Annotated in this window: 19 protein-coding genes and 1 tRNA gene; 6 read left to right on the forward strand and 14 right to left on the reverse strand. The window is 59.4% G+C overall.

Features of this window, described 5'->3' with window-relative positions:
• Nucleotides 1-343 precede the first annotated feature (343 nt).
• Entirely contained in the window at nucleotides 344-715 is a 372-nt protein-coding gene (locus tag FJ404_14710; GenBank protein MBM3824113.1) for a prepilin-type N-terminal cleavage/methylation domain-containing protein, read from the reverse strand.
• A gap of 570 nt (nucleotides 716-1285) precedes the next feature.
• Here FJ404_14710 and FJ404_14715 point away from each other — a divergent pair.
• Nucleotides 1286-1375, forward strand: a tRNA-Ser gene (locus FJ404_14715).
• Nucleotides 1376-1971: 596 nt separating this feature from the next.
• Here FJ404_14715 and FJ404_14720 read toward each other — a convergent pair.
• From FJ404_14720 to FJ404_14730, 3 genes are all read right to left on the reverse strand, one after another.
• Nucleotides 1972-3000 carry a WYL domain-containing protein gene (locus FJ404_14720; GenBank protein ID MBM3824114.1) on the reverse strand — a complete coding sequence of 343 codons (1029 nt, stop codon included), beginning with the start codon at nucleotides 2998-3000 and terminating at the stop codon, nucleotides 1972-1974.
• A 62-nt stretch (nucleotides 3001-3062) separates the two neighbouring features.
• Nucleotides 3063-4187, reverse strand: coding sequence for a transcription termination factor Rho (locus tag FJ404_14725; GenBank protein ID MBM3824115.1), 1125 nt, complete (start codon nucleotides 4185-4187; stop codon nucleotides 3063-3065).
• A gap of 308 nt (nucleotides 4188-4495) precedes the next feature.
• Complete coding sequence (locus FJ404_14730) at nucleotides 4496-5062, reverse strand: YqgE/AlgH family protein (protein ID MBM3824116.1); 567 nt, start codon at nucleotides 5060-5062, stop codon at nucleotides 4496-4498.
• A 335-nt stretch (nucleotides 5063-5397) separates the two neighbouring features.
• Between FJ404_14730 and FJ404_14735 the strand changes: the two genes are divergently transcribed.
• Nucleotides 5398-6792: a DUF4976 domain-containing protein gene (locus tag FJ404_14735; protein ID MBM3824117.1), complete on the forward strand. Its 1395-nt coding sequence runs from the start codon at nucleotides 5398-5400 to the stop codon at nucleotides 6790-6792.
• A gap of 9 nt (nucleotides 6793-6801) precedes the next feature.
• Here the strand turns inward: FJ404_14735 and FJ404_14740 are convergent, their stop codons facing one another.
• Nucleotides 6802-8733, reverse strand: coding sequence for a hypothetical protein (locus FJ404_14740; protein MBM3824118.1), 1932 nt, complete (start codon nucleotides 8731-8733; stop codon nucleotides 6802-6804).
• Nucleotides 8734-9079: 346 nt separating this feature from the next.
• Complete coding sequence (locus tag FJ404_14745) at nucleotides 9080-10834, reverse strand: hypothetical protein (GenBank protein MBM3824119.1); 1755 nt, start codon at nucleotides 10832-10834, stop codon at nucleotides 9080-9082.
• A 188-nt stretch (nucleotides 10835-11022) separates the two neighbouring features.
• Between FJ404_14745 and FJ404_14750 the strand changes: the two genes are divergently transcribed.
• From FJ404_14750 to hflC, 3 genes are read left to right on the forward strand one after another with little or no spacing between them, the layout of a single operon-like run.
• On the forward strand, nucleotides 11023-11229 hold the full coding sequence (locus FJ404_14750; protein MBM3824120.1) for a hypothetical protein: 207 nt from the start codon (nucleotides 11023-11025) through the stop codon (nucleotides 11227-11229).
• Between the two features lie 55 nt (nucleotides 11230-11284).
• Complete coding sequence (gene hflK, locus FJ404_14755; protein MBM3824121.1) at nucleotides 11285-12226, forward strand: FtsH protease activity modulator HflK; 942 nt, start codon at nucleotides 11285-11287, stop codon at nucleotides 12224-12226.
• 9 nt (nucleotides 12227-12235) lie between these two features.
• Nucleotides 12236-13237: a protease modulator HflC gene (gene hflC, locus FJ404_14760; protein MBM3824122.1), complete on the forward strand. Its 1002-nt coding sequence runs from the start codon at nucleotides 12236-12238 to the stop codon at nucleotides 13235-13237.
• Nucleotides 13238-13755: 518 nt separating this feature from the next.
• Here the strand turns inward: hflC and FJ404_14765 are convergent.
• From FJ404_14765 to FJ404_14795, 7 genes are all read right to left on the reverse strand, one after another.
• Nucleotides 13756-15051 (reverse strand): type II secretion system F family protein, encoded by a 1296-nt coding sequence (locus tag FJ404_14765; GenBank protein MBM3824123.1) that lies wholly within the window; start codon nucleotides 15049-15051, stop codon nucleotides 13756-13758.
• 14 nt (nucleotides 15052-15065) lie between these two features.
• Nucleotides 15066-16766, reverse strand: coding sequence for a type II secretion system protein GspE (gspE, locus tag FJ404_14770; GenBank protein ID MBM3824124.1), 1701 nt, complete (start codon nucleotides 16764-16766; stop codon nucleotides 15066-15068).
• Nucleotides 16767-16773: 7 nt separating this feature from the next.
• Nucleotides 16774-17865: a type IV pilus twitching motility protein PilT gene (locus tag FJ404_14775; protein MBM3824125.1), complete on the reverse strand. Its 1092-nt coding sequence runs from the start codon at nucleotides 17863-17865 to the stop codon at nucleotides 16774-16776.
• 79 nt (nucleotides 17866-17944) lie between these two features.
• A complete protein-coding gene (locus FJ404_14780) occupies nucleotides 17945-19660 on the reverse strand; it encodes a type II/IV secretion system protein (protein MBM3824126.1) in 1716 nt (571 codons plus the stop codon).
• Between the two features lie 419 nt (nucleotides 19661-20079).
• On the reverse strand, nucleotides 20080-21105 hold the full coding sequence (gene ilvC, locus FJ404_14785) for a ketol-acid reductoisomerase (GenBank protein MBM3824127.1): 1026 nt from the start codon (nucleotides 21103-21105) through the stop codon (nucleotides 20080-20082).
• 53 nt (nucleotides 21106-21158) lie between these two features.
• Nucleotides 21159-21632: an acetolactate synthase small subunit gene (ilvN, locus tag FJ404_14790; protein MBM3824128.1), complete on the reverse strand. Its 474-nt coding sequence runs from the start codon at nucleotides 21630-21632 to the stop codon at nucleotides 21159-21161.
• Between the two features lie 235 nt (nucleotides 21633-21867).
• The gene (locus FJ404_14795; GenBank protein ID MBM3824129.1) at nucleotides 21868-23184 is read right to left on the reverse strand and encodes a DUF1080 domain-containing protein; all 1317 of its coding nucleotides are present in this window, start codon (nucleotides 23182-23184) and stop codon (nucleotides 21868-21870) included.
• Between the two features lie 137 nt (nucleotides 23185-23321).
• Here FJ404_14795 and carA point away from each other — a divergent pair, with 137 nt between their 5' ends.
• Entirely contained in the window at nucleotides 23322-24479 is a 1158-nt protein-coding gene (carA, locus tag FJ404_14800; protein ID MBM3824130.1) for a glutamine-hydrolyzing carbamoyl-phosphate synthase small subunit, read from the forward strand.
• A gap of 111 nt (nucleotides 24480-24590) precedes the next feature.
• Here the strand turns inward: carA and FJ404_14805 are convergent.
• The coding region (locus FJ404_14805; GenBank protein MBM3824131.1) for an IS110 family transposase at nucleotides 24591-25003 on the reverse strand (413 nt) is incomplete at its 5' end.

Consider the following 25003-nt stretch of genomic DNA (forward strand, 5'->3'; position numbering starts at 1 on the left):
AAATCAACCTTGAACGGAATCCAAAGCCAGCTTCATCCCGCAGTCAAGCGCGCGAAGATGAAAACTATTCCCAAACTCGGCCGCCCCACCCCTGTTCAGCACAACCTCCACCCTGCTTGACGCTTACTTTTCAATGAAGCGACTTGCCAACCGCTGAAACGTGAATAGCACGTCATGTGCCAAAACTCAGTTGAGATTGAGTTTTGCCCGGTGTTTTCTATGCGTTCTTCTACTCCTCGGCGATTGAATTCCCAGAGATTCGGTGTTCAACCCGGATGAAAGAAAAAGCCCGGGCCATTTCGCCCGGGCTTTGTGTGATTAGAAGTGATTTATGAAGAGGAACTTATGGAGCGGTGATTGCCGTTCCGGCTTGGTAGGTGCCCAGAGCAACGCCGGCCTTGGCGGAAGCAGCTGTGCCGATCTTGTCTGTGGTATAGGTTTCATTGACCACAGGGTTGACGGTGCCGCCCTTCAGATAAGCGCTGATGGCGGAGAGGTCGGTGGTGTCGCCGGTGCCTTTTTTGTTCTCAAGCGCGTATTGGTCCTTCGCACCTTCGATAATGCGAAGGTTGTTGATGATCGAGTTCAGTTGGGCCGTTTCGCGAGCTTTTACGAAGTTCGGAATGGCGATGGCTGCCAGGAGGCCGATGATGGCCACCACGATCATGATTTCAACCAGGGTAAAACCTGATTTTGAGGAGGTCTTCAATTGCATAGTTTTGCCGTTTTTATTGTTTTCTACTTTTTGGTTCGGCGGCGTGAACTGGGCAAGGCAACCGGATTATAATGAGGACACTTGAGTTCACTGACTTGGCTGCCTCCCAACCGCAAAAGCGCTATAGCACCTTTTTCTCCCAAAGGTCAAGCCGCCTCTCATGCCCTCAGTCGTTTCCGGTGCATCCCGATGTTGCCGGAGATGCAGGTAGGGCGCGTCCGTCCCGGCGCGCCGCCGGAGCATGATGTTTTGCATCCAGTGAGCGGCGGGCTGGGACAGGCCCGCCCTACCAACAACATCGGGATACACGGAGTCGTTTCCGAATCATGACCGAGCCTTCATCGGCTCGGTCATGATTCGTGATGGGGGGAGACTGCCTCGCTGTCCTGGAGTTCCATCCTGACTGTCGATAACCCTGATTCTCATCGAACCGACCGAAAGCCTGTTTTTATCCGGGTGATTCGTGTGATTGGTGGGCAAACGACTCCCTGATCCGTGGATTTGGGCCATGGTTTTCCCAAGAATGCGATTGCAGCTTAAGCCAAGTTTCTATATTGGAATGTCACGGATGGAAGGGTGGCTGAGTGGTTGAAGGCACCTGACTCGAAATCAGGCGTGCGGGAAACCGTACCGGGGGTTCAAATCCCTCCCCTTCCGCCAGTCTTACCCGCCTCGAGGTTCACGAGCGCCAAGGATCGACCGAGTCTTCAACATAAATGGTTGATTGAGATGGCTTTGGTTTGTCGTGAGGAGGGGCGTCCACCCCTCTCATTCGATCACCCGAAAGAAGGCCAAAAGGGAGTAAATAATCGCGTACTCGATGACGATAAAAGCCACAAAACTGAGGGTCACCACCCACCAATCAAAGAATTTCGCATACGACTTCATGATTTGACTGAAGCATGTGTGATGCCAGGAGTATCCGTCATCTCCTAAATAGCCGCTGCATCCGCAAGTTGTCGGGGTGCGCCGTTCACGGCGCTGCCGCGCGCTTGACCGACAACCTGTGGCAGCACTGTAAATCCCGAATTTGATTGGCAGTATCGAAGGGTCCTCCGCATCCTAGGCAGACATGGACGAGCCTCACATTGAAAAAGCCAAACCGGTCACCATGAAACAAGCCCTCGGGATTCTGGCTGTCGTCCTTGGTGGAGTCATGATCGGATCTGTGGTTGTGCTTAAGAATTGGCGTACTGTCCCGGGGCGCAGTACCGCTTTGGGACACGAGGTTCCTGTCCCTCCGCGAGGACAACCGACTAACTCCGATGCGCGTCCATGAGTCGGTGAGCCGCCTGGGCGACCGATGCTCTCAGGGCGGTCGGTGACAAGACCTCGACGCGCCCTCCCCAGCCCAGGATCCAGCGTTCGATTTCCGCCAGGCTGGAAAGCCGCATGCGCACCTCGAGAGTTTCCCCTGAACGCTCCACCAGTTCCTGGGAAGGATGCCACCGTTTTTCCCGGATGTAATCCGCAACCACCGCATCCGCGCGCAGGACCACCTCGAAGTTGCCCTCGGGTGAATGCACCCCAAAACTTCCACTCAATCTCTTTTCCAGGGAGAAGGCGGCGGGCGGTTTGAAGGATTCTCCGGTCTCTTCCAACGATTCAATGCGGGCTGGGGAAAAGGTCCGGAGCGCCTGCCGCCAGTGGTCGAAGGCGAAGAGGTACCACTCTCCATTGATGTTGGCGACGTGGATGGGATCGATGACGCGCGACTCGGGGGTCTTCGCGCCAGGCTTCCGGTAGCGCATCGAGAGGCGACGGCGCCGCGTGACGGCCCGCGCCAGCGTGGCGAAGATATTCGCGTGGACGATCGGTTCCGCCGTGGTTCGAAAGGAGATGGACTTGCACCAGTCTCCGAGGTTGACGGAGACGGTCTCGGGGAGGGATTGCGCCATTTTGCTGAAGGCGCTGAGCAGGGGGCGTTCGAAGGGGGTGCCGCGGTATTGTTGCAAGGCTTTCTCCGCCACCATGAGGGCGAACAATTCACCTTCGCTCATTTGCAGCGTCGGGAAGGATTGCACTTCCTCCGTGTAGCGGTAGCCAAACCGCGCGGGCACATACTCAATCGGAAGTCCGAGGCGGTCCATCATGAACTCAAGATCGCGATGGACCGACTTGGCGCTCACCTCGAGGATCCGGGCGAGCGTGGAGGCGTTGGGATACTCGCCGGCGGTGAGCGCTTGGTGAATGCGGAGCATCCGCTCAAGCGGTGGACGAGCGTGGCCCGCGGACGGCCGGGGGCGATGGATCTTCTTGGACGGGGCGGGTCGGGAGCGCGGCATCGTGGATTCCGCGAGGGGATGGCGGCCATTTCACGATCCCGCGGTGCTTCAGCGCCGCAGGATCAGACGATTTTGGCCAGGAGTTCGTCGTTGGTCTTGTGCTTCTTCAAGGCCGCGATCAGCGTCTCCATGGCTTCCACCGGATTCAGATCCACCATCATGCGGCGGAGCTTGCGAATGGCTTCGATGTTTTTTCCGGCGAAGAGTTTCTCCTCCTTGCGGGTGCCGCTCTTGGGGATGTCGATGGCGGGAAAGAGGCGGCGGTCGGAGAGTTTGCGATCCAGGATGAGCTCCATGTTGCCGGTGCCTTTGAATTCCTGGAAAATGAGCTCGTCCATGCGGGATCCGGTGTCCACCAGGGCTGTCGCCAGGATGGTGAGGGATCCGCCTTCTTCGATCTTGCGCGCGGCGGCGAACATTTTGCGCGGGATTTCCAAAGCCCGGGCGTCCACGCCGCCCGTCATGGTGCGTCCGCTGCCTCCGTGCACGCTGTTGTAGGCGCGGGCCACGCGGGTGATGGAGTCGAGGAGCACGAAGACATCTTTGCCGGTTTCAACCATGCGGCGGCAGCGTTCGATCATGAAACGGGAAAGGCGCACATGGGTCTCCAGATCCTGGTCGTTGGAGGACGCGACGACTTCGGCTTTCACGGAGCGTTGAAAGTCGGTGACTTCCTCCGGGCGTTCGTCGATCAACAGCACCATCACGTGCACTTCAGGGTGGTTGGTGGTGACGGAGTTGGCGATTTGCTTGAGGATGGTGGTCTTGCCGGTCCTCGGGGGGGCAACGATGAGGCCGCGTGTGCCTTTCCCGATGGGGGTGACCAGGTCGATAATCCGTGTTTCCAGAATATCCGGACTGGTTTCCAGGTTGAATTTCTCGACGGGATCGATCGTGGTGAGGTTTTCGAAACGTGTCGTGCTGGTATAGGCGGCGAAAGGCATGCCGTTGACCTTGTCAATTTCGCGGAGTTGAGGATTGTTTCCGCGATGAGGAGGCTGCAATGCGCCCTCCACCAGGCATCCCTCGCGCAAAAAATGCCGCTTGATGGTATCCGGTGTGACGAAAATGTCGGTGGGTTTCGGATGATAATGATTGAGCGGGGACCGGAGAAAACCGAAGCCCTTTTCCGATGTTTCGAGATATCCCCCGCCGCGTTCCGGCGTTTGGGAATTTGGATGACCCATACTTGATTGACCTTGCTGCTATGTGTGTTGCTGTCAGACAGGAACCCTTGGTCCCAAACCACCATTTCGGTGCGGAGTCCGGTTTCCCTCTTCCCTGCAGGGAAAGGGCGGCTCGAAGCGCTCGAATTGATTCTATGACCCGAAGATTGGGAACTCGCCGCTCCCGCAGCGGTTTCGAAAGCCAACTTCTAGAGAGAACCGCCGCGCCCGATGAACGGAAGAACCAGACTAATGGCGCACGCGGCTTGAACCTGTGACAGCCTCTTTTTACGCCTAAATCATGGAAGGTGCAACTGGAAATTGCGCCATCAATTCAAGCTGTCGTCCTCGGGAGCCTGCGCCAGCAGCTCAAAACGCCATCCTTTCAGCTTCAAGACCCGCTTCCAAAGTTCATCGGGTGGAGTCTCGAACATCAGCTCCACGTTGGCCGGATACGTGAGCCACGAGCCCCGCTTCATTTCGTTGTCGAGTTGCATGGGACTCCACCCCGCGTACCCCGCAAACAGGCGCAACCGGGCACTGGTGCCCTTTCGCTCGCCGATCTCGACGAGCTCTTCCAGAGAATGCCCCAGCCTGAGATGATCGAACACGGGCGGAGCCGCTGCGGATTTCCCACCGTAAGTATGCAGGAATGTCAGAGCCGACGGTTGAACAGGCCCCCCCAGGAAAATCTCCTCTGACTTGATGCTCGCCGGAAGGTCTTCGGGTATCAGCTCTTCCGCGGGTTTCCCCAAGGGCTTGTTCAGGACCAATCCAAACGCGCCTTCCGGATCGTGCTGGCAAACCAGGACCACTGTTCTGTGAAAGAAGGAACCCTTGAGTTTGCCTCCATCAAGGAGGAATTGTCCTTTGAGCGATTGATGCGACCCCGCCATGCGATCTCCCCGAAAATGCCTCGTCCGCAAGGCGGTGTCCACGCTCAAGCGTTCTCTCTTCCCGGAGTTACGACCGCGGAGTTTCCCGCCCGTTCCCTTCCGAATAGTCCTCGCCCGGGGTGGCTGGGGCCGGATAGCCTGAACGCCGCCCTGCCATGATTGAAGTCCATCCCTTGCTTGAGAGGCCGCCAACCGGAGCACGGTTTGAGTTTCCGTGGACCTTTCGGCGCGGGGCTAGTTTTCGAAGTTGGGTTTTGCCCAAGGGCCTGGGAGTCACGGGGAGGGTCCGGCGGGGGATTTTGCTCGTTTGGTTTCCGCTGTTTTTTTTGGCGGGGATGCAAGCGGCGCCCCGGCCGAACATTTTGTTTCTTTTCTCCGACGATCATCGTGCGGACGCGCTTGGATGGGCCGGCAATCGTCGGATCCATACTCCCCATCTCGATCAATTGGCACGCCAGGGCGTGGTTTTTCGCCGGAACTACATCATGGGTTCCGACAATGGTGCGGTGTGCGTGCCCAGCCGGGCGATGATGTTGAGCGGAAAAAGTTGGTTTCGGGTTCACTCGCCTACGCTGCGCGACGCCCGGCTCTGGCCTGAGATGCTGCGCGAACTGGGTTACGAGACGTTTGGAACGGGGAAATGGCACAACGGGGAGGAATCGTGGCTGCGATCGTTTTCCCGGGGCAAGAGCGTGATGATCGGAGGCATGGCCGATCACACCAAGACGCCCCTCCGGGATCTGGAATCGAACGGGAAGTTCAGCGCCGTTCGCGTGGGGCAGGGGTATTCGAGCGAGCTTTTTGCCGAGGCTGCAGTGGAGTTTCTGCGGGGGCGGGACGAGAGAAAACCCTTTCTTTGTTATGTCGCGTTCACCGCTCCCCACGACCCGCGGCAGGCGCCAGACGAATACATGCGGAGATATGCCGCGAAACGCCCGCCCGTGCCGCCCAATTTTCTTCCGCAGCTTCCGTTTGACAACGGGATGATGCGGAATTTGCGGGATGAAAACCTGGCGGCCTGGCCTCGTCGCGAATCCGTGATTCGCGACCAACTCGCCGAGTACTACGCCATGATCACGCACCTCGACGCGCAAATCGGGCGCGTCCTTGGCACCTTGCGGGCACTCAAGCTCGAGGATTCAACGCTGGTTGTTTTCGCCGGTGACAACGGCTTGGCGCTGGGAAGTCATGGACTCTTGGGAAAACAGAGCGTGTACGAGCACAGCATGCGGGTGCCCCTGGTTATTTCCGGTCCGGGATTGCCGCGGGGCCGGACCTGCGATGCTTTCACCTACCTGTTGGATTGGTTTCCCACCCTTTGTGAATTGCTCGATGAGAGGCCTCCGCCGGGATTGGAGGGTTTCAGTTTGCGACCTCTCTGGGAACGACGGGCAACCTCGATTCGAGACTCTGTGTTCCTTCCCTTTCAAAAAATTCAACGCGCCGTGCGCGATGATCGATGGAAATTGATCGCCTATCCTCAAATTGGACACTTGGAGTTGTTCGATCTCCGGAAGGACCCTTGGGAAAAGCGAAATCTGGCGCGTGATCCGCGTCATCGCCAGCAGGTGGACCGCCTGTTTGACCGGATGGAGCGATGGCAGCGAGTGGTCGGGGACACCGTCACTCTGTCTCGCGAGCCACGCGATCCTGCTCCAGTCGATTTGACCGGCCAGCCTCGCCAGCCCGATCCATGGCAGCCGAAGTGGATTGTCGAAAAATACTTTTGAGCGCCGGGCTCAGGGCTTGATCAGCCTGAAGTAGCGCGACGCGCCGGAGGCGGCCACGCTGGCGCGATTGTTCGAAGCAGGCACATCGGTCCAGGTGGCGGGATCCAGCGTGGGGGATCCTTGCAGGCGGAAACCGGATTGGCCGGATGGCCAGCTAATCGCAAGGTTGTTGTCGGCTTGAGCCGTGATGAGGAGAGCGGGACCCGTTCCGCCCGGAGTGTCGCCAGGGGTGACGGTAATTTCCACGGCGGGGGAGGTGGTGCGTATGCCTTGATGATCGATCGCGACGACGTCCAGGGTGTATTGGCCGGCGGGAACATTATTCCAATCGAAAGAAACGACGGGCGGCAGTCCGCCGCCAATCGGGGCGGTCACCACGCCGATCTGTTCGTGAATATTGAAGAACGCAATGGCCTGCATGACTTGCCCGTCGGAATCGCTGACGTTGGCGACAATCTTGATGTTGGCCGGAGCTTTGAAGGTCGCGCCGGTGGCCGGGCTGGTCACCAGGGATTTGGGCGGCAGGTTGTCCACGGCGGTCAAGGTGAGGACCGGGGTTTCGTTGGATGCTCCGCGATCGTCGATGGCACGGACGAAAAGCTTGTTGGTTCCCGGCGTGCGCAGATCCCACGAAGTGACATAGGGCGGGCTGGTCAAGGAAGCCAGCAGGATGCCGTTGCCCAAGAAATCGACGCGGACCACCTTGCCGTCCGCGTCCGTCGCGGTGGCGGCGATTTCGACCAAGGCCGGCGCCTTGAACGAGGCATCGACGGCGGGTTTGACCAAGTTCACGCTCGGAGGGATGTTGGTTTCGACCAACACGAGGGTGGAGAGGGTGGAAAGCGCAAGGGCCCCGAGATCGTCCACCGCCCTGGCTCGGACTTCGTAAGCGCCCGCCTGAATATTCGTCCAAATCGCAGTATAAACGAAGGAGTGTTTCTCGCCGACGAGGTTCGTGGCGCTCGGTGTTAAGACGGTGGCGATCACCTGCGCGCCGTCCAGGAACTCGACGCGCGCGATCTGGCCGTCGGGGTCGCTCGCTTCCGCCGAGAGGGTCAGGGTGGCGGGAGCGATGGCATCGACGGTGTCCGCTGGTTGGGTCAGTTTGATGGTGGGCGGCAGATTGGCGGAAGGGGAGATGGAGCCTTCCGCGCGAAGGTCATCGAAGAGGCCGATGGGCCCGGCGCCTGCCAGCAAACCCCAGTAGCCGAAGTAACCGAATCGGTGATTGAGCGGGGAGGGGATTTCCAGATTCGTGAGCAATTCGATGACGCGGCCCGCCACCGTGACTTTTCCGCTGGCATCGAGTTGTTCCACGGTGGCTTTGATGCGAGCGGTGGCATCCGCGAGCGCCGCCTTGTCGGCGTCTCCGGGCGGCTGGAATTGGAGGATGAAACGGGCGGGCAACGAAGGATCATAGGTTCCGAGCGCGGCTCCGGCGGAATCGAAGGCGAACGAGGCGGGAGAGCCGTCCAGATTGAACAGACGCTGAGCGCTTTCATTTTCATTGGCGACATCGGCTGTGAATTGGACATGAGCGACCCGGAAGGAGGCGGTATTGCCGGCGGGGCGCGTGTAAAAGGCGATGCCCGATAGGGTCGCGGTGTTGATCCATCCCATCACGCCGCCCCTTCGCTCGGTTTCGACCGCTGCCGGCTTGAATTCCGCTGAAACCGAATAGGAACTTTGGGTGGCATGGAACTGCCGGGAATACCAGGCTTGCCGCAGGGCGAAGGAGGGCGCCCCCTCCACCACGAGTGCGGCTTGGAGTTTGCCGCCTTCGGCCCTGGCTATTTCCGCCACGGCGTCGCCGGTGCCATTTTGATTCGCCAGTTTGGCCAGTCCGTCCGTGGTGGTTCCGTCGTTCACGACTTGAGCGGACACCGAGATGGCCATTGCACCGAGAGTGGCGGCGAGATGGCGCTGAAGCGGGGATTTCATGAAATGGTATGGAGGCTTGGGACGATTGAAATCGGACGGGCCCGACGAGCTGAAAGGCTAGGTAAGCCAAGCGCGGAGCGTCAAGCCCAGCGTGGGATCCAACAGTCGTTCTCATTTTGCCCCGGAGCGGGGCTGTATCGTCCTTTGACCCGCCGCAGCACGTTGAAAAATCTGGAGTCTTCCGACCTGTCTGCGCGCGGCGGCGGGTCTCCGACCCAGCCGCGCTCCCCCCATGAGAATGGCTGGGGATTCAAGGCGGAGAAGGTACCAGAATAGAGTGCAAAAGGCCGGGTTTCGGAGGAAACCCGGCCGTGAGACAAGTGAAGATTGGATTGGCTTCCTTCGCTTATTCGTAGCTGATCGAAAGATTGCCTTGAGCCACGGAGGCACTCCTGATGCGGGCGCTTCCGGCGACACGGAAGAACCTTGCTGATCCGGCGGCAGGCACTTTGATGCTCTTGGCGACGGTATCGATCTGAGCCTCACTCACAGCCGTGAACGATCCATCCACCGTGGCTGAGGCCAGCAATTGGACGGAAGGAGCCGCCGTGGGCAGGCCCCGAATGATCATACCGCTGATGCCGCCGGAGTTGTCTTCCATTTCCGCGAACCAAAGGAACTCGCCTGCCTTGAGGTCGACCGTCACCGTGCGCGGGTTGCCTGTGGGGGTGGCTACGCCGCCGATGTCCAGGTTCACTCCCGCGTAGTTGCCCGTGTTCTGCGTGGCGGGCTCCTTCTTCCCGGTTTTATCATCGACCCACACCTTGCCGAATCGGCCGTTGCCATCGGTTGTGCGGCCTTCGAAAACGGTGACGTTGTAACGGCCCGGGTTCAGACCCGCGAAGCGCATCAGGATTTCCGTGTTGGGGGTATCAGGGTTGCGATAGAGGTAATCGTCTTTCACAATGGCCGGCACGACCACGCCGTCATACACCGATTCGATTCTGTCTTTGGTAGGGTTGTTGGCGGTCTGACCCGCAGCGTAGGAAGGGGAATCCGGGTTGGCTTTTTCGGCCAATTCCTTGTTGTCCATCATGGTGACGGTGACGTTTTTGTTCCCCGTCTTCGAGAAATCAGTCAGTTTCCAGGTCATTTCCGTGCCATCGGCGTTGACCTCGCCGCCGTTGCTGGTTGAAGGATCCGCAAAGGTCCATGTGGGGATCACCGTCCAGTCCTTCAGAGGAGCTGGGGCTTCTCCCGAAGGGTTGCCATCCGCGTCGAGGGGTATCCGCTCGTTTTCCAGTTGGCCGAAATCAATTTTGAACAGGGCGGTCGAGGCTGCCAGATCAACGACAGGAGGCGGAGACGAAACGGAACGGACGATCAGGCCGCTAATGCCGCCCGAGTTGTCCTCCATTTCGGCGAACCAAAGGAACTCGCCTGCCTTCAGCGTGACGGTGACGGTGCGAGGTTGGCCGAGAGGAATGGCTCCGCCGGTCGCGCTGGTTCCCGCGTAGTTTCCTGTGTTTTGGGAATCGGGTTCTTTCTTGCCATTGGCGTCGTCCACCCAGACCTTGCCGTAACGGCCATTGCCATCGGTGGTCCGGCCTTCGAACACCGTCACGTTGTAGGTGCCCGGGTTCAAACCGCCGAAGCGCATGAGCATTTCTGTGCCGGGAGTATCTGGATTCCGGTAGAGGTAGTCGTCCTTCACGACGCCGGGCACCAGTACTCCATCATAGGAGGCTTGAAGTCCTTCCTTGGTTGGATTGTTGGCGGTCATGCCCAACGCGTAAGGCGGGGTGTCGGGATTGGCCTTTTCCGCCAGTTCTTTGTTGTCCATGATGGTGAGGGTGACATCGTTGTCCCCGTCACTGGACCAGTCCTTCAGTTTCCATGTGACTTGGGTGCCGTCGGCATTTGCCACGCCTTTGCCTCCGTTGGCAGCCGGATCGGCGAACGTCCAAGTGCCGATGATGTCCCAATCCTTCAGGGGGTCGGGGAAAGTGCCGGTCAGGTTGCCCTCGGCATCAGCGATTTCGCGCTCATTCTCGAGTTGGCCGAAATCAATTTTGAACAGCCCGGCTTGGGTTTGGGTGGGCGTCGCCAAACCGGACGCCGCCATGGCTGCCGCGTACAACATCCATTTCTTGGTGTGCATAAGTTTGAAGGGTAGGTCTAGATCGTCTTAGGAGTTTGAGGGGCAAGTCTGGGTCGCATTGGCGTTCCCGGGCTATTCGATGGGCTGGTTGAGAACCCCATTGCCCAGGAATGGTGAGGCACGATCCCACCGTCTTCGCGGAACGTCGAGCGGTTTATTTTTCAACCCCTCCGCTCCGGTGCATCCCGATGTTGCCGGTGATGCAGGTAGGGCGCGTCCGTCCCGGCGCGCCGCCGGAGCATGATGTTTTGCATCCAGTGGGCGGCGGGCTGGGACAGGCCCGCCCTACCAACAACATCGGGATGCACCGCCTCCGCTCCTTTGGGTTCAGAGTCGATCCACCCCAGGGATCAAAAAATGCGCGTGGATCTTGCACCCGGTGGGAGAGTGGCTAGACTTTTTGCGGATTCATACATGCCGACTTCTTCAAAATTCGACCGGGAGAGCCGGATGCCCTGGACGCTGGGGCCATCCGCCGGGTGGATCGTGCTCGCGTTTTGGGCGGTGATTTTGGTGGTGCTCTTAAGCACGGGATTCTACACCGTTCCGGCGGACTCGGTGGGTGTGGTGCAGCGGTTCGGAAAGTTTTTGCGCATCGACGAGCCAGGATTGCGTTTCAAGGTGCCGTTTGGCGTGGATACGGTCACTAAAGTGGCGGTGCGCCGGCAGATGAAGATGGAGTTCGGCTTCGGTTCTCCTGGCGCCACCAATCCCTATCAGTACAGCGATGATCCTGAAATCGAGAAAGCCATGGTGACCGGTGATTTGAACGAGGCCTTGGTGGAATGGATCGTGCAGTATCGCATTAACGATCCGCGGCAGTATTTGTTTTCGATTCGCGATCCTGACGAGACCTTGCGCGCGATTTCTGAGGCGGTGATGAGGGAAATCGTCGGAGATCGCACCGTGGACGAGGTGATTACGGTGGGACGGCAGGAGATTGAATCGGAGGCCAGGGTCATCCTGCATCGGTTGTCGATTCAGTACCAACTGGGCATGAGCATCGATCTCGTGCAGTTGAAGAATGTCAATCCCCCCCGGCAGGTTCAGGCGTCCTTTGACGAGGTCAATCAAGCTCAGCAAGAGAAGCAGCGCATGATCAACGTCGCGAACGGCGAGTACAACAAGGTGGTGCCCCGAGCCAAGGGCGACGCTGAGCGACTCATTGCCGAGGCCCAGGGGTATGCCCTCAAGCGGGTGAATGAGGCGGAAGGGGATGCATTCCTCTTTTCCGCCGTGTATGAGCAATACCGGAAGGCGCCGGAAGTGACACGCCAGCGGGTGTTTCTCGAGACGGTGAGCGAAATACTGCCACGAATTGGCAGGAAGATCGTGGTCGATGACAAGAGCCAGCAGGTGCTGCCCCTGCTGCAACTTCATACCGACCGTTGAGGCGCCCGCATGAATCCGATCTCCCCCTTTAAATCTCTGGCGGTCGTGGTGTCGGGCTTGGTCGCGGTCGTCCTGGCGAACCTCTGTTTCTATATTGTCGGAGAACAGGAGCAGGTGATCCTCACCCAGTTTGGAAAGACGGTGGGGCAGCCGGTGACCGAAGCGGGCTTCCACGCCAAGCTTCCTCTCATCCAAACGGTGCATCGCATCGACAAACGATTTCTCGAGTGGGACGGCCGCGCGGCGGAGATGCCCACGCGGGACAAGCTTTATGTGGTGGTGGACACCTTTGCGCGCTGGCGGATCACGGACCCGCTGAAGTACTTCACTCGGCTGCGTGATGAGCGAAGTGCACATTCGCGACTGGATGACATTATCGGGAGCGAAGTCCGCAACGCCGTGGCCAAGCATGATCTCATCGAGATCGTTCGTACCACCAAGGGCCGAAAGCCGGCGGTGGAGAGTTCGGGGGATTCGGGCCAGGATGCCGGGGATCGATGGGTGCCGATCCGGCGGGGGCGGACCGAAATCGAGACCGAAGTTGTCAAGGCTTCCGCGCCGAAGCTCCATGATTTTGGAATTGAGTTGGTGGACGTTCGTTTCATGCGCATCAATTACAATGCCAAGGTGAGCGCGAAGATCCATGAACGAATGATCAGCGAACGGCAGCAGATCGCCTCTCGCTTTCGGTCCGAAGGGGAAGGGGAAGCCGCCAAGATCATTGGAACGAAGGAACGCGAGATGCGACGCATCGAGTCCGAATCCTATCGCGAGGTGCAGAAAATCCGGGGCGAAGCCGACGCCAAAGCCACGGAGATCTATGCCAAGGCTTACGGACAAGGTTCGGAATCCGCCGAATTCTACCGGTTTCTTCGCACCATGGACACTTACCGCCGGACCCTCAGCAACGACACCACATTGATTCTCTCCACCGATAGCGATTTATATCGGTATTTGAAGCATTCAACCCCGGACCCGAAGCCGGTTGAATCACCTCGCGCCCAGCCCTGAAGCGCCGGGCTCTCGGTCCTTCGCGTCATCGTCCCCCGCCGAGACTTGTCCGTCCGACCGCCACGGCGGCGATGACATAAACCTTCACCCTGGAAACGGCAATTGGTCTGCATTGATCTATCGCAAAATCATTTTGGGGAAAGCGGCTGAATTCAGCGGACCTGCCGCAGCAATATCCGAACATCCAGACGCTCTGGGTTTTTCCACGAGTCTCGAGCTGGCGAAGCTGCTGCGACTGGCTTGCAGCACGGTCGCGCTCCCTGGAATGAGACTTCCCCGAACTGTTTAACCCGCGTGGCGCGCGTGAACCTCAGCACGTGGCACTGCGTCATCCTCAAGCATGGCGATTTGAGGTTCATGGGCAGAATGGCTGCTTATCTCAAATCCACGGATAAGGGAATGATTGGCCCACCCATCACGCGAATCACACGGATGAAAACAAGCATTCGTTCGGCTCGATGAGCTAAAAAAAACGGCCGCCAAGCGTAGCCTGGCGGCCGTTTGAAGGGGGAACGGGCTCAGTCTCCATCGCCTTTGCCGCCGCCGGAATCGCCGAGCTTGTCGATCAGCGTGATGAGCGGGAGGAACAGGGCGATGACAATGCTGCCGACCACGACGGCGAGGAACACGATCATGATGGGCTCGAGCAGGGACGTCATGGCGGACACGGCGTTATCGACCTCTTCTTCGTAGTTGTCCGCGATCTTCATCAGCATTTCCGGGAGCGCGCCGGTTTGCTCTCCGACGTCCACCATGCTGATGACCATGGGGGGGAAGACCTTGGAGGCTTCCAGTGGGGCCGTGATGGTCTCGCCTTCCTTGACGCTTTCGTGGACGGAAGCCACCGCTTCGCCGATGATGACATTGCCGGAGGTTTCCTTGACGATGGTGAGCGCCTGAAGAATGGGCACGCCGCTTGAGACGAGCGTTCCGAGGGTGCGCGTAAACCGGGCGATGGCCACCTTGCTGATCACGGGTCCGAGGACGGGCATGACCAGTTTGAACTTGTCGAAGAGCCGGCGTCCGATCTTGGTCTTTAACAAGAGTTTGAGCACGATGAAGAAGATGACGACGCCAATAATGGTTTCGAGGAAGTGATTGGCGATCGTATCGCTGATGCCGAGGACGAATTCTGTGAAGTCCGGCAGCTTGGCGCCTTCGAGCATGTCTGCGAAGATGGCTTTGAACTTCGGCACCACGAACACCATGAGAATGCCCATGATGGCGGTGGCTACGATCATGACCGCTGCCGGGTAGAACATGGCGGCTTTGACCTTGCCTTTGATTTTCTCGGCCTTCTCCATGAACTCCGCCAATCGGTTCAAGACGACTTCGAGCACGCCACCCAATTCGCCGGCTTTGACCATGTTGACGAAGAGGCGGTTGAAGACTTTGGGGTGCTGGGCCAATCCTTCCGAAAAGGTGCTGCCGCCCTCGATCGCTGTCGCGAGGTCGCCGATGATGCGCTTGAGCACCGGATTACGTTCCTGCTTTTCGAGCACCCTCATGCCCCGCAAGAGAGGCAGGCCTGCGTCCACCAGGGTCGCCAATTGTCGTGTAAAGGTGCAGAGGATCTTGGGTTTGACCTTGCCGCCGAAGCCGGGGATGCGCATGCCCCCGCCCTTCTTCTTGGCTGGCCCGGCGGCTTTGCCGCCGCCCTTATCCGCCTTGGCCTCGGCAGCCGGAACGACCTTGGTTGGAAAGAAGCCCATTTCCTTGAGGCGCCCAACGGCCTCGTTTTGGCTCCCCACTTCGATAGTGCCCTTGGTCTCCTTCCCTCGGGCATCCATCGCGATGTAGTTGAATTTGGGCATAACTGGCCTCCAGATTAGGTGTATTTCAGGACTTCTTCTACAGTGGTCTCTGCATCGAAGATACCACGCAGACCGTCTTCCCGCAAGGTGATCATTCCCAGCTCGACGGCCTTTTGGCGGATCACGACCGTGGGAGCGCGCTCATTGATGAGGTTCCGGACCGCGTCGCTCACCTGCAGCAGCTCGTAGATGCCTTTGCGGCCCCGGTAACCGGTGTCGTTGCACGCCGAGCAGCCTCGGCCGTGATAGAACATTTTGTCGCCGATGTCATGCGGCGAGAGGTTCAGGTGCGAGAGTTGGGTTTCGGTCGGTTCGTAGGGGGTCTTGCACTTCTTGCAGATCGTGCGGACGAGCCGTTGGGCGAGCACGGCCATGAGCGTTGAAGAAATGAGGAAGGGCTCAACCCCCATATCGACCAAGCGGGTCACCGCGCCAGGGGCGTCGTTGGTGTGCAAGGTGCTGAGCACCAAGTGGCCGGTCAGTGAGGCCTGGATGGCGATCTGGGACGTTTCCAAGTCGCGCATTTCCCCCAGCATGATGACATCCGGGTCTTGGCGCAAAAACGAGCGCAGCGCTTTCATGAAGGTCATGCCGACGCCTTCGTTGATGGCGACTTGCATGATCCCCTCGATGTCGAATTCGACGGGGTCCTCGGCCGTGAGCAGCTTTGAATCAATGGTATTGATCCGCCGCATGCACGAATAAAGGGTTGTGGTCTTGCCGCACCCCGTCGGGCCCGTGACGACGAAAATGCCGTTGGGCTGAAGGATGGTATCGCTGACGTAATCGTAAACGAATTTGGGAAAACCGAGGTTCTCCAACTCCAGGGTCACGGCATTGCGGTCGAGCACGCGCAACACGACGGACTCGCCAAATTGCGTCGGAAGCGTGGAGACGCGCAAATCGATCTGTTTCCCGGCCACGGGAACCGAGATGCGCCCGTCTTGAGGAAGCCGACGCTCCGAGATGTCAAGATTGGCCATGACCTTGATGCGCGAAGTGACCGGCATGGCGAGGTGCTTGGGCGGCGGGGACATCTCGTAGAGGGCGCCGTCCACGCGGTAACGAATCTTGAACTCGTCTTCGAAGGGTTCGAAGTGGATGTCCGACGCACGGTCTTGGACGGCCTGCATCAGCACCAAGTTCACGAATTTGATGATCGGCGTTTCGTTGGCGACCTCGGCAAGGTCGGCGGCCCCGGACTTGGCTTGCTGGACCTCCATGGCGAGGTCGGTGTCCGCCCCGAGTTCCTTGAGGATGTCCGCGATACTGTCGGTTTCCTGGCCGTAAAACTTGTTGATTGCCTTTTGGATCTGGCCCGGATCAGCCACGGCCTGTTGGATGGCGTACTTGACGGTGAAGCCGAGTTCGTCGATGGCGGAAGGGTTGAGGGGATCGGCCAGGACCAGCCGCACCGTGTCACCGTAGAGCGCGACGGGGAGGCACTGATACATGCGGGCGGTTTCCGCCGGCACGGTGGCAAGGACTTCCGGTGTGATTTCGGAGTGCACCACTTCGACGACTTCGGTGCCGAGGTGCTCCGCAATGATTTGGAGCTGGGTGCCGGTGTCCATCAACCCAAAGTCCTGGAGCAATTCGCCGACATCTTTCCCGCTCCGCTGATGCTCCTGCATCACCTCATCCAACTGGAGGTCATCGATCAGCCCGCGGGACTGGATGAGGGCGAGCAGCGGATGGGAGGTGATCTCGGACATGGTAGGGTTAGGATTTGTGGGCCGCGGCGACCTGTAATTCCTGGAGTTTGGCGAGGATCGTGGTGGGATCCTGGGCTTTGGTTATGACTTCCTCCTCGGAGATCATGCCAAGCTGGTATTTCTCGAGGAGAAAGCTGTCGAGCGTGACCATGCCGTATTTGGCGCCGGTTTGGATGTCGGAATTGATGCGGAAGGTTTTGTTGTCGCGGATGAGAGCGGCCACGGAGGGGGTGTTGATCATGATTTCGAAAATGGCGACGCGCCCCGGCTTGTCCGATCGGGGCACGAGGAGCTGCGAGATGACGGCTTGCAGCACGGTGGAGAGCTGGATGCGGATTTGCTCCTGCTGGTTGGTGGGGAAGGCGTTGACGATACGGTCGATGGTTTTGGCGGCACCGGTTGTGTGCAAAGTTCCGAACACCAAGTGGCCGGTTTCCGCCGCGGTGATGGCGGCATCAATGGTTTCGAGGTCGCGCATTTCGCCGACGAGAATGACGTCGGGATCCTGACGGAGGGCGCGGCGCAAGGCTTCGGCGAAATTGGGCACATCCACGTGGATTTCTCGCTGGGTCATGACCCCTTTGCGGTGGGTGTGATAATACTCGATGGGGTCCTCGATGGTGATGATGTGGGCGTCGTCGCGTTCCTCGTTGATGATGTTGATCATCGACGCCAGCGTGGTGGTTTTGCCGGAACCGGTCGGACCGGTGACCAGGCACAGACCGCGCGGCTTGTAGAGGAGTTCCTTGACGGAGGGCGGCAACCCGATCTGGTCGAAGGTCAGGAGTTTGCTGGGGATCTGGCGCAAGACCATCCCGAAATTGCCCTTTTCCTTGAAGATGCTCACGCGGAATCTCGCCATTTCGCCGAAGGCGAATCCGAAGTCCGCTCCGCCGCGTTCGCGCACGTGCTGAATGTGCTCTTCGGACGTGATGCTCCGCATGAGCTCTTCGGTGTCCTCGGGCTTCAGCTTGGGGCCATCGACACGATGGAGAATGCCGTGGAGGCGGATGACGGGGGGGCAACCCACACGGATATGCAGGTCGGCGGCCCCTTCGGAGACGACGAGCTGCAACAGATCGGACATGGAATACGACATATAGGGCTAATTCAAACTCGATTCTTGCAGGCAGGCAAGCAGTTGAGGTGCCAAGAGTGGGAGCTGGAACTCGGCGGGTCTATTCCGCATCGTTGACGGTCGCCCGGATGACTTCATCAGGGGTGGTGAGTCCTGCGAGGACTTTGCGGGTCCCGTCCTGGCGCAGGGTGCGCATGCCCATCTCCCGGGCTCGCTGGCGCAGGACCGAGGAGGTCACTTTGGAGTAAATGAGTTTGCGAGCTTCATCGTCGATGACGAAGACCTCGAAGATGCCGAAACGCCCGCGGTGGCCGGTTTTGCTGCATTCGGGGCAGCCCTTGCCCTTCATGAAATTCGCCTTCGAGGCGGCTTCGGCGTCGATGCCCAGTGCCTTCAATTCGGTTTCCTTCGGTGTGCTCGGGGCGGCGCAGCGGCGGCAGACTTTGCGCACCAAGCGCTGGGCCATCAGCGCCCGCGAGGAGGAGGCGACGAGGAAGGGTTTGACGCCGATATCGATCAAACGGGTGACGGCGCTGGGCGCGTCATTGGTGTGGAGCGTGGAGAAAACCAGATGGCCGGTGAGGGAGGCGTTGATGGCGATGGAGGCGGTTTCCAAGTCGCGAATTTCCCCCAGCATCACGACGTTGGGGGCCTGACGCAACATGGAGCGCAGGGCCATGGCGAAGGTGAACCCCACGGACTCGTTCACCTGCACTTGATTGATGCCCGCGAGCTGATACTCGACCGGGTCTTCGACCGTGATGATCTTGCGATCGGGCCGGTTGATGTAATTGAGGCAGGAGTAAAGCGTGGTCGTCTTGCCGGAGCCGGTGGGGCCGGTCACGAGCAAGATCCCATCCGGCAGGCCGATCAGGCGTTCGAAGGTTTGCTGGTCGTCGCTGAAAAAGCCCAACTCGGCCAGGCCGAGCCGCAATCCCTCCTTGTCCAGGATACGCATGACGATGCTCTCCCCGTGATTGGTCGGGAGACACGACACGCGGAGATCGATGGTCTTGCTGCCCACGTTCGTCTGAATGCGCCCGTCCTGCGGAATGCGTCTCTCCGCGATGGACATATTCGACATGATTTTCAGGCGGCTGATGATGGAAGCCTGAAGCCGTTTGGGCGGGCTCTTCATTTCATGGAGCACGCCGTCGATGCGGTAACGGACCCGGAAATGCTTGGCGAGGGGCTCCAGGTGAATGTCGGACGCGCGCATCTTGAAGGCGTCCACGATCAATTGATTCACCAGCTTGATGATGGGGGCGTCGGCGTCCACGGCGGCGCCGTCCTCGATGCCACCGACGTTGGCCAGCGTGGAAATCTGGACTTCGCCCTCGGTGATCTCCTGGATCATCTTGCTGACCGAGTCGTCCTTGGTGCCGTAGTAACGGCGGAGCGCGACATCAATGTCCTCGTCGCTGGCGATGCGAAGATCGACGTCCTTGTTCAGGGCGTGCCGGATGCCGTCGATGGCGTCGAGATCGGAGGGGTCGCTGACGGCCACGGTGACCGTGTTCGCGGTGTCATCCCGATCGACCGGGACGACGCGAAATTTGTTGGCGATATTTCGAGGGATGGCGGCGATGACGTTATCCGGGATTTTCATCCCGCCCAGCATGACCATTTCGGTGCCGAAGTGAGCCGCCTTGGCCTGGGCCACGTCGCCGGAGCGGATGAATTGCTTGGCCAGGAGTGTGTCCACCACTCCTTCGCCTGTGGAATCGGCCTCCTGTCGGGCCAGGTCGAGGTGTTCGTTTGTCACCACGCCCATTTCCACCAATGTATCGATCAAGTAATCGTCTCGTGACGCCACAAATCAAATGAGCACCGGACTGCCGGAGCGGTTACAGTTGGAAAATGCGGGGTGAGTCTTGCGAGGAGGCCAGTCGTTGTCAAAACAACTTGTGCACCATTGCGGGTGGGCCGTGCATCCCGGAGTTGTCTTTAGGGTGGCGCAGGCTGCCCAGCCTGCCGTATCGCCGACGGCCCGTCGGCCCGGCGGGTGAAGAACGAGGCCTTTCCGTGCTCTCCACGCGCCGGGTTCCCTTCGTCGCCCCGCAGCGCAACAGCAGACAGGGTTGTCTGCCTTACCACGACAACCTCTGGATGCACCGGCGGGTGGGCCCGGGGTTGGGGCGGTTTCGCGGGGATGGCGATCTGGAATGGCCGTTTGAATGGAAAAAGCCCGCCTGGGAGGCGGGCTTGAGGTCCGGATCAGACTCCATCTCGAAACTAATAGGCGGCTTGGACTCCCTTGACCGAACGCTTTTTCATCCACGGCATCATGGACCGGAGGCGCTCGCCCACTTGTTCAATCGGGTGTTTCTCGCCCGCTTTGAGGAGGGCGTTGTATCGCTTGTATCCGGTTTGGTATTCCCGCACCCAATCCTTGGCGAACTTGCCTGACTGAATATCCTTCAGCGCCTTCTTCATGCGTTTCTTGACGCTGGCGTCGATGATTTTGGGGCCGACGGAGACGTCGCCCCACTTGGCGGTCTCGGAGATGGAGAAACGCATGCCACTGACACCGGCCTCGTTCATCAGATCCACGATGAGCTTCAGTTCATGCAGGCATTCGAAGTAAGCCATCTCGGGCGAGTAGCCCGCCTCGACCAGCGTTTCGAATCCGGCCTGAACCAGCGCGCTGCATCCGCCGCAGAGCACGGTCTGTTCGCCAAAGAGATCGGTTTCCGTTTCCTCCTTGAAGCTGGTTTCAATGACCCCGGCGCGAGTCCCGCCGATGCCCTTGGCCCAGGCCAGCGCCACCTTCTTGGCCTTCTTGCTCGCATTTTGATAAACGGCGATCAGCGAGGGCACTCCCTTGCCCTCCGTGAATTGACGGCGCACGATATGTCCGGGTCCCTTCGGAGCCACCAGGATGACGTCCACATTCTTTGGCGGCACGATGGTTTTGAAATGGATGGAGAAGCCGTGCGAGAAGAGCAGGGTCTTGCCCTTGGTCAATTGAGGGGCGATGTCCTTCTCGTAGGCGGCCGGTTGCTTGGTATCGGGCAGCGCCACGAAAATGACATCCGCCCGCCGCACGGCTTCGGCGGTGGGAACGACTTCGAAACCCCGTTCCCGCGCGACGGGAATCGATTTGCTGCCTTCGTAGAGTCCGATGATGACGTTGCAGCCGCTTTCCTTGAGATTGAGCGCGTGGGCGTGGCCTTGGGAACCGAATCCGAGCACAGCCAGGGTCTTGTTCTTCAGCACGCCGAGGTCGGCGTCGCGGTCCGTGTAAACTTTTGAGGGCATGAGAATGTGGGTGGTTGAGGGGATTGAGTTTGGGTTTCGTGAAAGGGTCCGCTTCACTTGCGGGGCAGGGCGACCTTGCCGGACCGGGTCAGATCGACGATGCCGAATTGGCGCATGAGTTCGAGGAACTTCTCGACCTTGCCTTCCTCCCCGGTGACTTCGATGGTGAGGCTGCGCGGTTCGACGCTGACGATTTTGGCCCGGAAAATATCGGTGATCTGCATGACTTCGGCGCGCGAGCGCGAATCCGTCTTCACCCGGACGAGGACCAGTTCGCGGTCCACGTACTCGCCCTCCCTGAAATCCCGTACTTCGAGAACGTCCACCAGTTTGTTCAACTGCTTGACGACTTGGTCCAGGGTGGCGTCGTCACCGCGGGTGACGATGGTCATGCGCGACGTGTGGGGCGTTTCGGTGGGCGCGACGTTGAGGGAGTCGATATTGTAGCCGCGCCCCGAGAACAGGCCCGCGACGCGGGTGAGCACCCCGAATTTGTTTTCGACCAGGATGGATATCGTGTGTCGCATATCGGATTGTGTTGTGTGGCTTCGCGCTGATGCCTGTGTCGTTCCGGCGGAGTCAGGAGAAAGCAAAGCCCGCGTTCCAACCGGAACTGCGGGCGACCTGAACTCGCTTAGACCGAGCGCCAAGCCGCGTCACCCGCGAGGGACGACGCGGACGCACGAGGCAAGCGGAACGAACATGGGCGCAGAAGTAAGCACGCCCACCGGGAGGGGTCAACTTTTTTCAAGGTGCCGGCGATCAAGGGAGCCGCAGCATTTGGATGTTGCGGAAGGCGACGGGATCGCTGTGCCCCGCGAACCCGAAATGGCCGTCCTTGCGGTCTTTGCCCGGGTGGGGCGAGTTCGCCATGTATTGCGTGATCTTGGACAGGTCGGCGTCCAGAATCATCGTTCCGTTCAGCTCGACCTGAATGCTGGAACCGCGCACGGTGACTTCCTGGAAATTCCACTCTCCGACCGGACGTTGGTAGCCGCGGTGGGCCGCGGCCATGCCGTAGGCGGAACCGTGGAACTGCCGGGGATCGAGCTTGCCATATTTCTTTTCCGCGCCGGTGTCATCCATGACTTGCAATTCGCACATGCCGACATAGGCGGTGTCGCCCTGGCCAGGATAGCGGATCGCCAGCCCGTTGTTCCCGCCGGGAGGCACTTTGAATTCCAAGCGCGCTTTGAAATTGGCGTAGGTTTCCTTCGTGAAAATGGTGCCGCCCTTTTGCGGCTTGCACACGATGGCGCCATCCTGAATGACATAGTTGTCCAACGGACCCGACCAGCCGTCCAAATTCTTGCCGTTGAAGACTTTCTTAAAGCCCTTTTGGGCGTGGCTTTGCAGGATCCGGTTGGCCTCATCGGAACCGATTTCCCTGAGGTAAACATTCCGCCAGCGGATTTCGCCGCCGTGGGTTTGGAGTTGGATCGGACCTTTGGCGGGCACGGGGGTCTTGCGGTCGTAGAAATTCTCGAGGATGGCGTGATCGACGACTTGTTTTCCGTTCAACCAGATGCTGACGCGTGAACCGACCATGAGGATGCGGAATTTGTTCCATTTGCCGAAGGGCTTGTCGGCGCGGACGCTCGGGTCTTTGCCGGGAGCGCCCGGGCTATTGTTCCACAAGCCGCCCGATCCTTTGTCGGCGCCGAGTTTGAACTTCTCGGTTTCGGTGGAATCCCAAATCTGCACTTGGGGTATGCCCCGCAAGTAGATCCCTGAATCCGCCTTGGGCACGGTCTTGTATTCCACGAACAGCTCGAAATCACCGTAGTCCTTCTGCGTGGTGGCGTACTTGCCGTGTCCGTCGTTCACCAGTTCGTCGCCATCCGCCCGCCAGTGCTTCTTCATGTCCGCCGTCCACTCGTTGTTTTTGGCCGCCCGCTCGGACTCGGGCATGGCCAGCCACTTGCGATGGTCAAAAGTGTCTCCTCCTCGCCACCCGGAGAGATCCCGTCCATTATAGAGGGCGGTGAAGCCGGCGGGCGGGCGGGGCGCGGCTTGGAGGGTGGGAGAAATCAGGGCGGCGCCGAGGACAATGGCAAAGAGTGAACGATGCGTTTTCATGGCTGAGCGTCCACGCTACCTTCCGTCCTGGCGGGATGCAAAATTTCTTTCCGAGAAAAGTTGGGATCGAGGGCATGAAAAGGTAGCCAACCCTCCCGGCACCCTCTAGCATCCGCCCGCATTCGAACGAACCAGGCATGAAGGCATTATTGGCTCTTGAAGATGGCAGTGTTTTTACCGGACGGGCGTTTGGCGCCAAAGCCAGCGCGATCGGCGAGGTTTGCTTCAACACCTCCATGACGGGTTATCAAGAGATCTTGAGCGATCCGTCCTACAAGGGGCAGATCGTGGCCATGACCTACCCTTTGATCGGGAATTATGGCATCAACCGGCAGGACGTGGAGTCTTACCGTCCGCACGTGGCCGGTTTCGTCATCCGCGAGCTCTCGCCGGTGGTCAGCAACTGGCGTTCGGATTTGAGTTTGGAAAAGTATCTGGAGGAAAACGGCATCCCAGGCATCGACAGTATCGACACGAGGGCCCTGACCAAGAAACTCCGTGTGCGCGGGGCGTTGAATGGGTTTTTGACCACGGAGGACATTTCCGTGGAGGAAGCCCGGCACCGCGCGAAGAGTTGGCCGGGATTGGTTGGGGTAGACTACGTCAAGGAGGTGACGCATGCCGCGCCGTTCGATTGGGACCCCCGGGATGAGCAGAGCTCGAGTTTCCGCCTCGTGCAGAAAGAACCCGGGGTGGATCCGCGCCTGGCCCGGCAGCCGCTGCCGCCGGCGGACGTGCCGATCGTGGCTTACGATTTTGGAATGAAGTACAACATCCTGCGCCGGCTCCGCCAGCGGGGGTTCCAAGTGAGGGTGGTTCCGGCGGGCACACTGGCGGAGGAAGCGTTGAAGTCCAAGCCTGCCGGTATTTTTCTCTCCAATGGGCCGGGTGACCCTTCGGCCGTGCATTATGCGGCGCGAGCCGTGGCGGACTTGTTGAAGACCGGCATTCCCATGTTTGGCATTTGTCTCGGGCACCAGATTTTGGGGCTGGCCCTCGGAGGAAAGACGTTCAAGTTGAAGTTCGGCCACCGTGGAGCCAACCAGCCGGTGAAGGATTTGGACTCGGGCCGGGTGGAGATTACTTCACAGAATCACGGGTTCGCGTTGGACGCGGCTTCCCTGCCGGAGGACGTGGTGGTGAACCGAATCAACTTGAATGACCAGACGGTGGAAGGCATGCGGCACAAGCGGAAGCCGGTGTTTTGTGTGCAGTATCATCCTGAAGCGTCGCCGGGTCCTCACGATTCGACGCCGCTTTTCGACGAGTTTCGCGCGCTGGTGCTCTCGAAGTAAGGGTGGGGCGATCCCAAGGGCAAGCTTCCAGCACGCCGGGTTGGAGGAATCCTCCCATTCCCGAGCATCCCGAAGCCGTTCTCTCGGTTGTAAAGGGCTTTTTCATCGGAGTTATTCACCCGTAGTCGGTGCAGGTTTTTGGTCGAGCAGTTGGAGGACCCAGGAGCCGTGCTTTTGTTGGTTGCGGGCGTGCAGCTCGGCGTCGTAGGGCTTTTTATCCGTGATCATTTTGAACACGATTTTTAGCAACCGCTGTCCCAGGCAGCGAAGCGCGCAGGCGTGACTCATGCCCTGGTGGCGCTTTTTCTCATAGTAAGTTTGGCCCCAAGCGGTGGCCTTGCGGAAGCAATCCGCCCACAGATGAACGGTGTGGCGCAGGAATTTGTCGCAAGCCCAGCGGATCCTCACTTTGTCGATCTGTCCGGACTGGTAGCTCAGGGGGGCGGTGCCCGCCAAACATTGCAGCACGTTGTGGCTGCCGTAGCGTTGAGGATCGATGCCGATGGCGGCCAGCAGCCGCGGCG

The sequence above is a fragment of the Verrucomicrobiota bacterium genome, assembly GCA_016871495.1.
Classification (GTDB): domain Bacteria; phylum Verrucomicrobiota; class Verrucomicrobiia; order Limisphaerales; family VHDF01; genus VHDF01.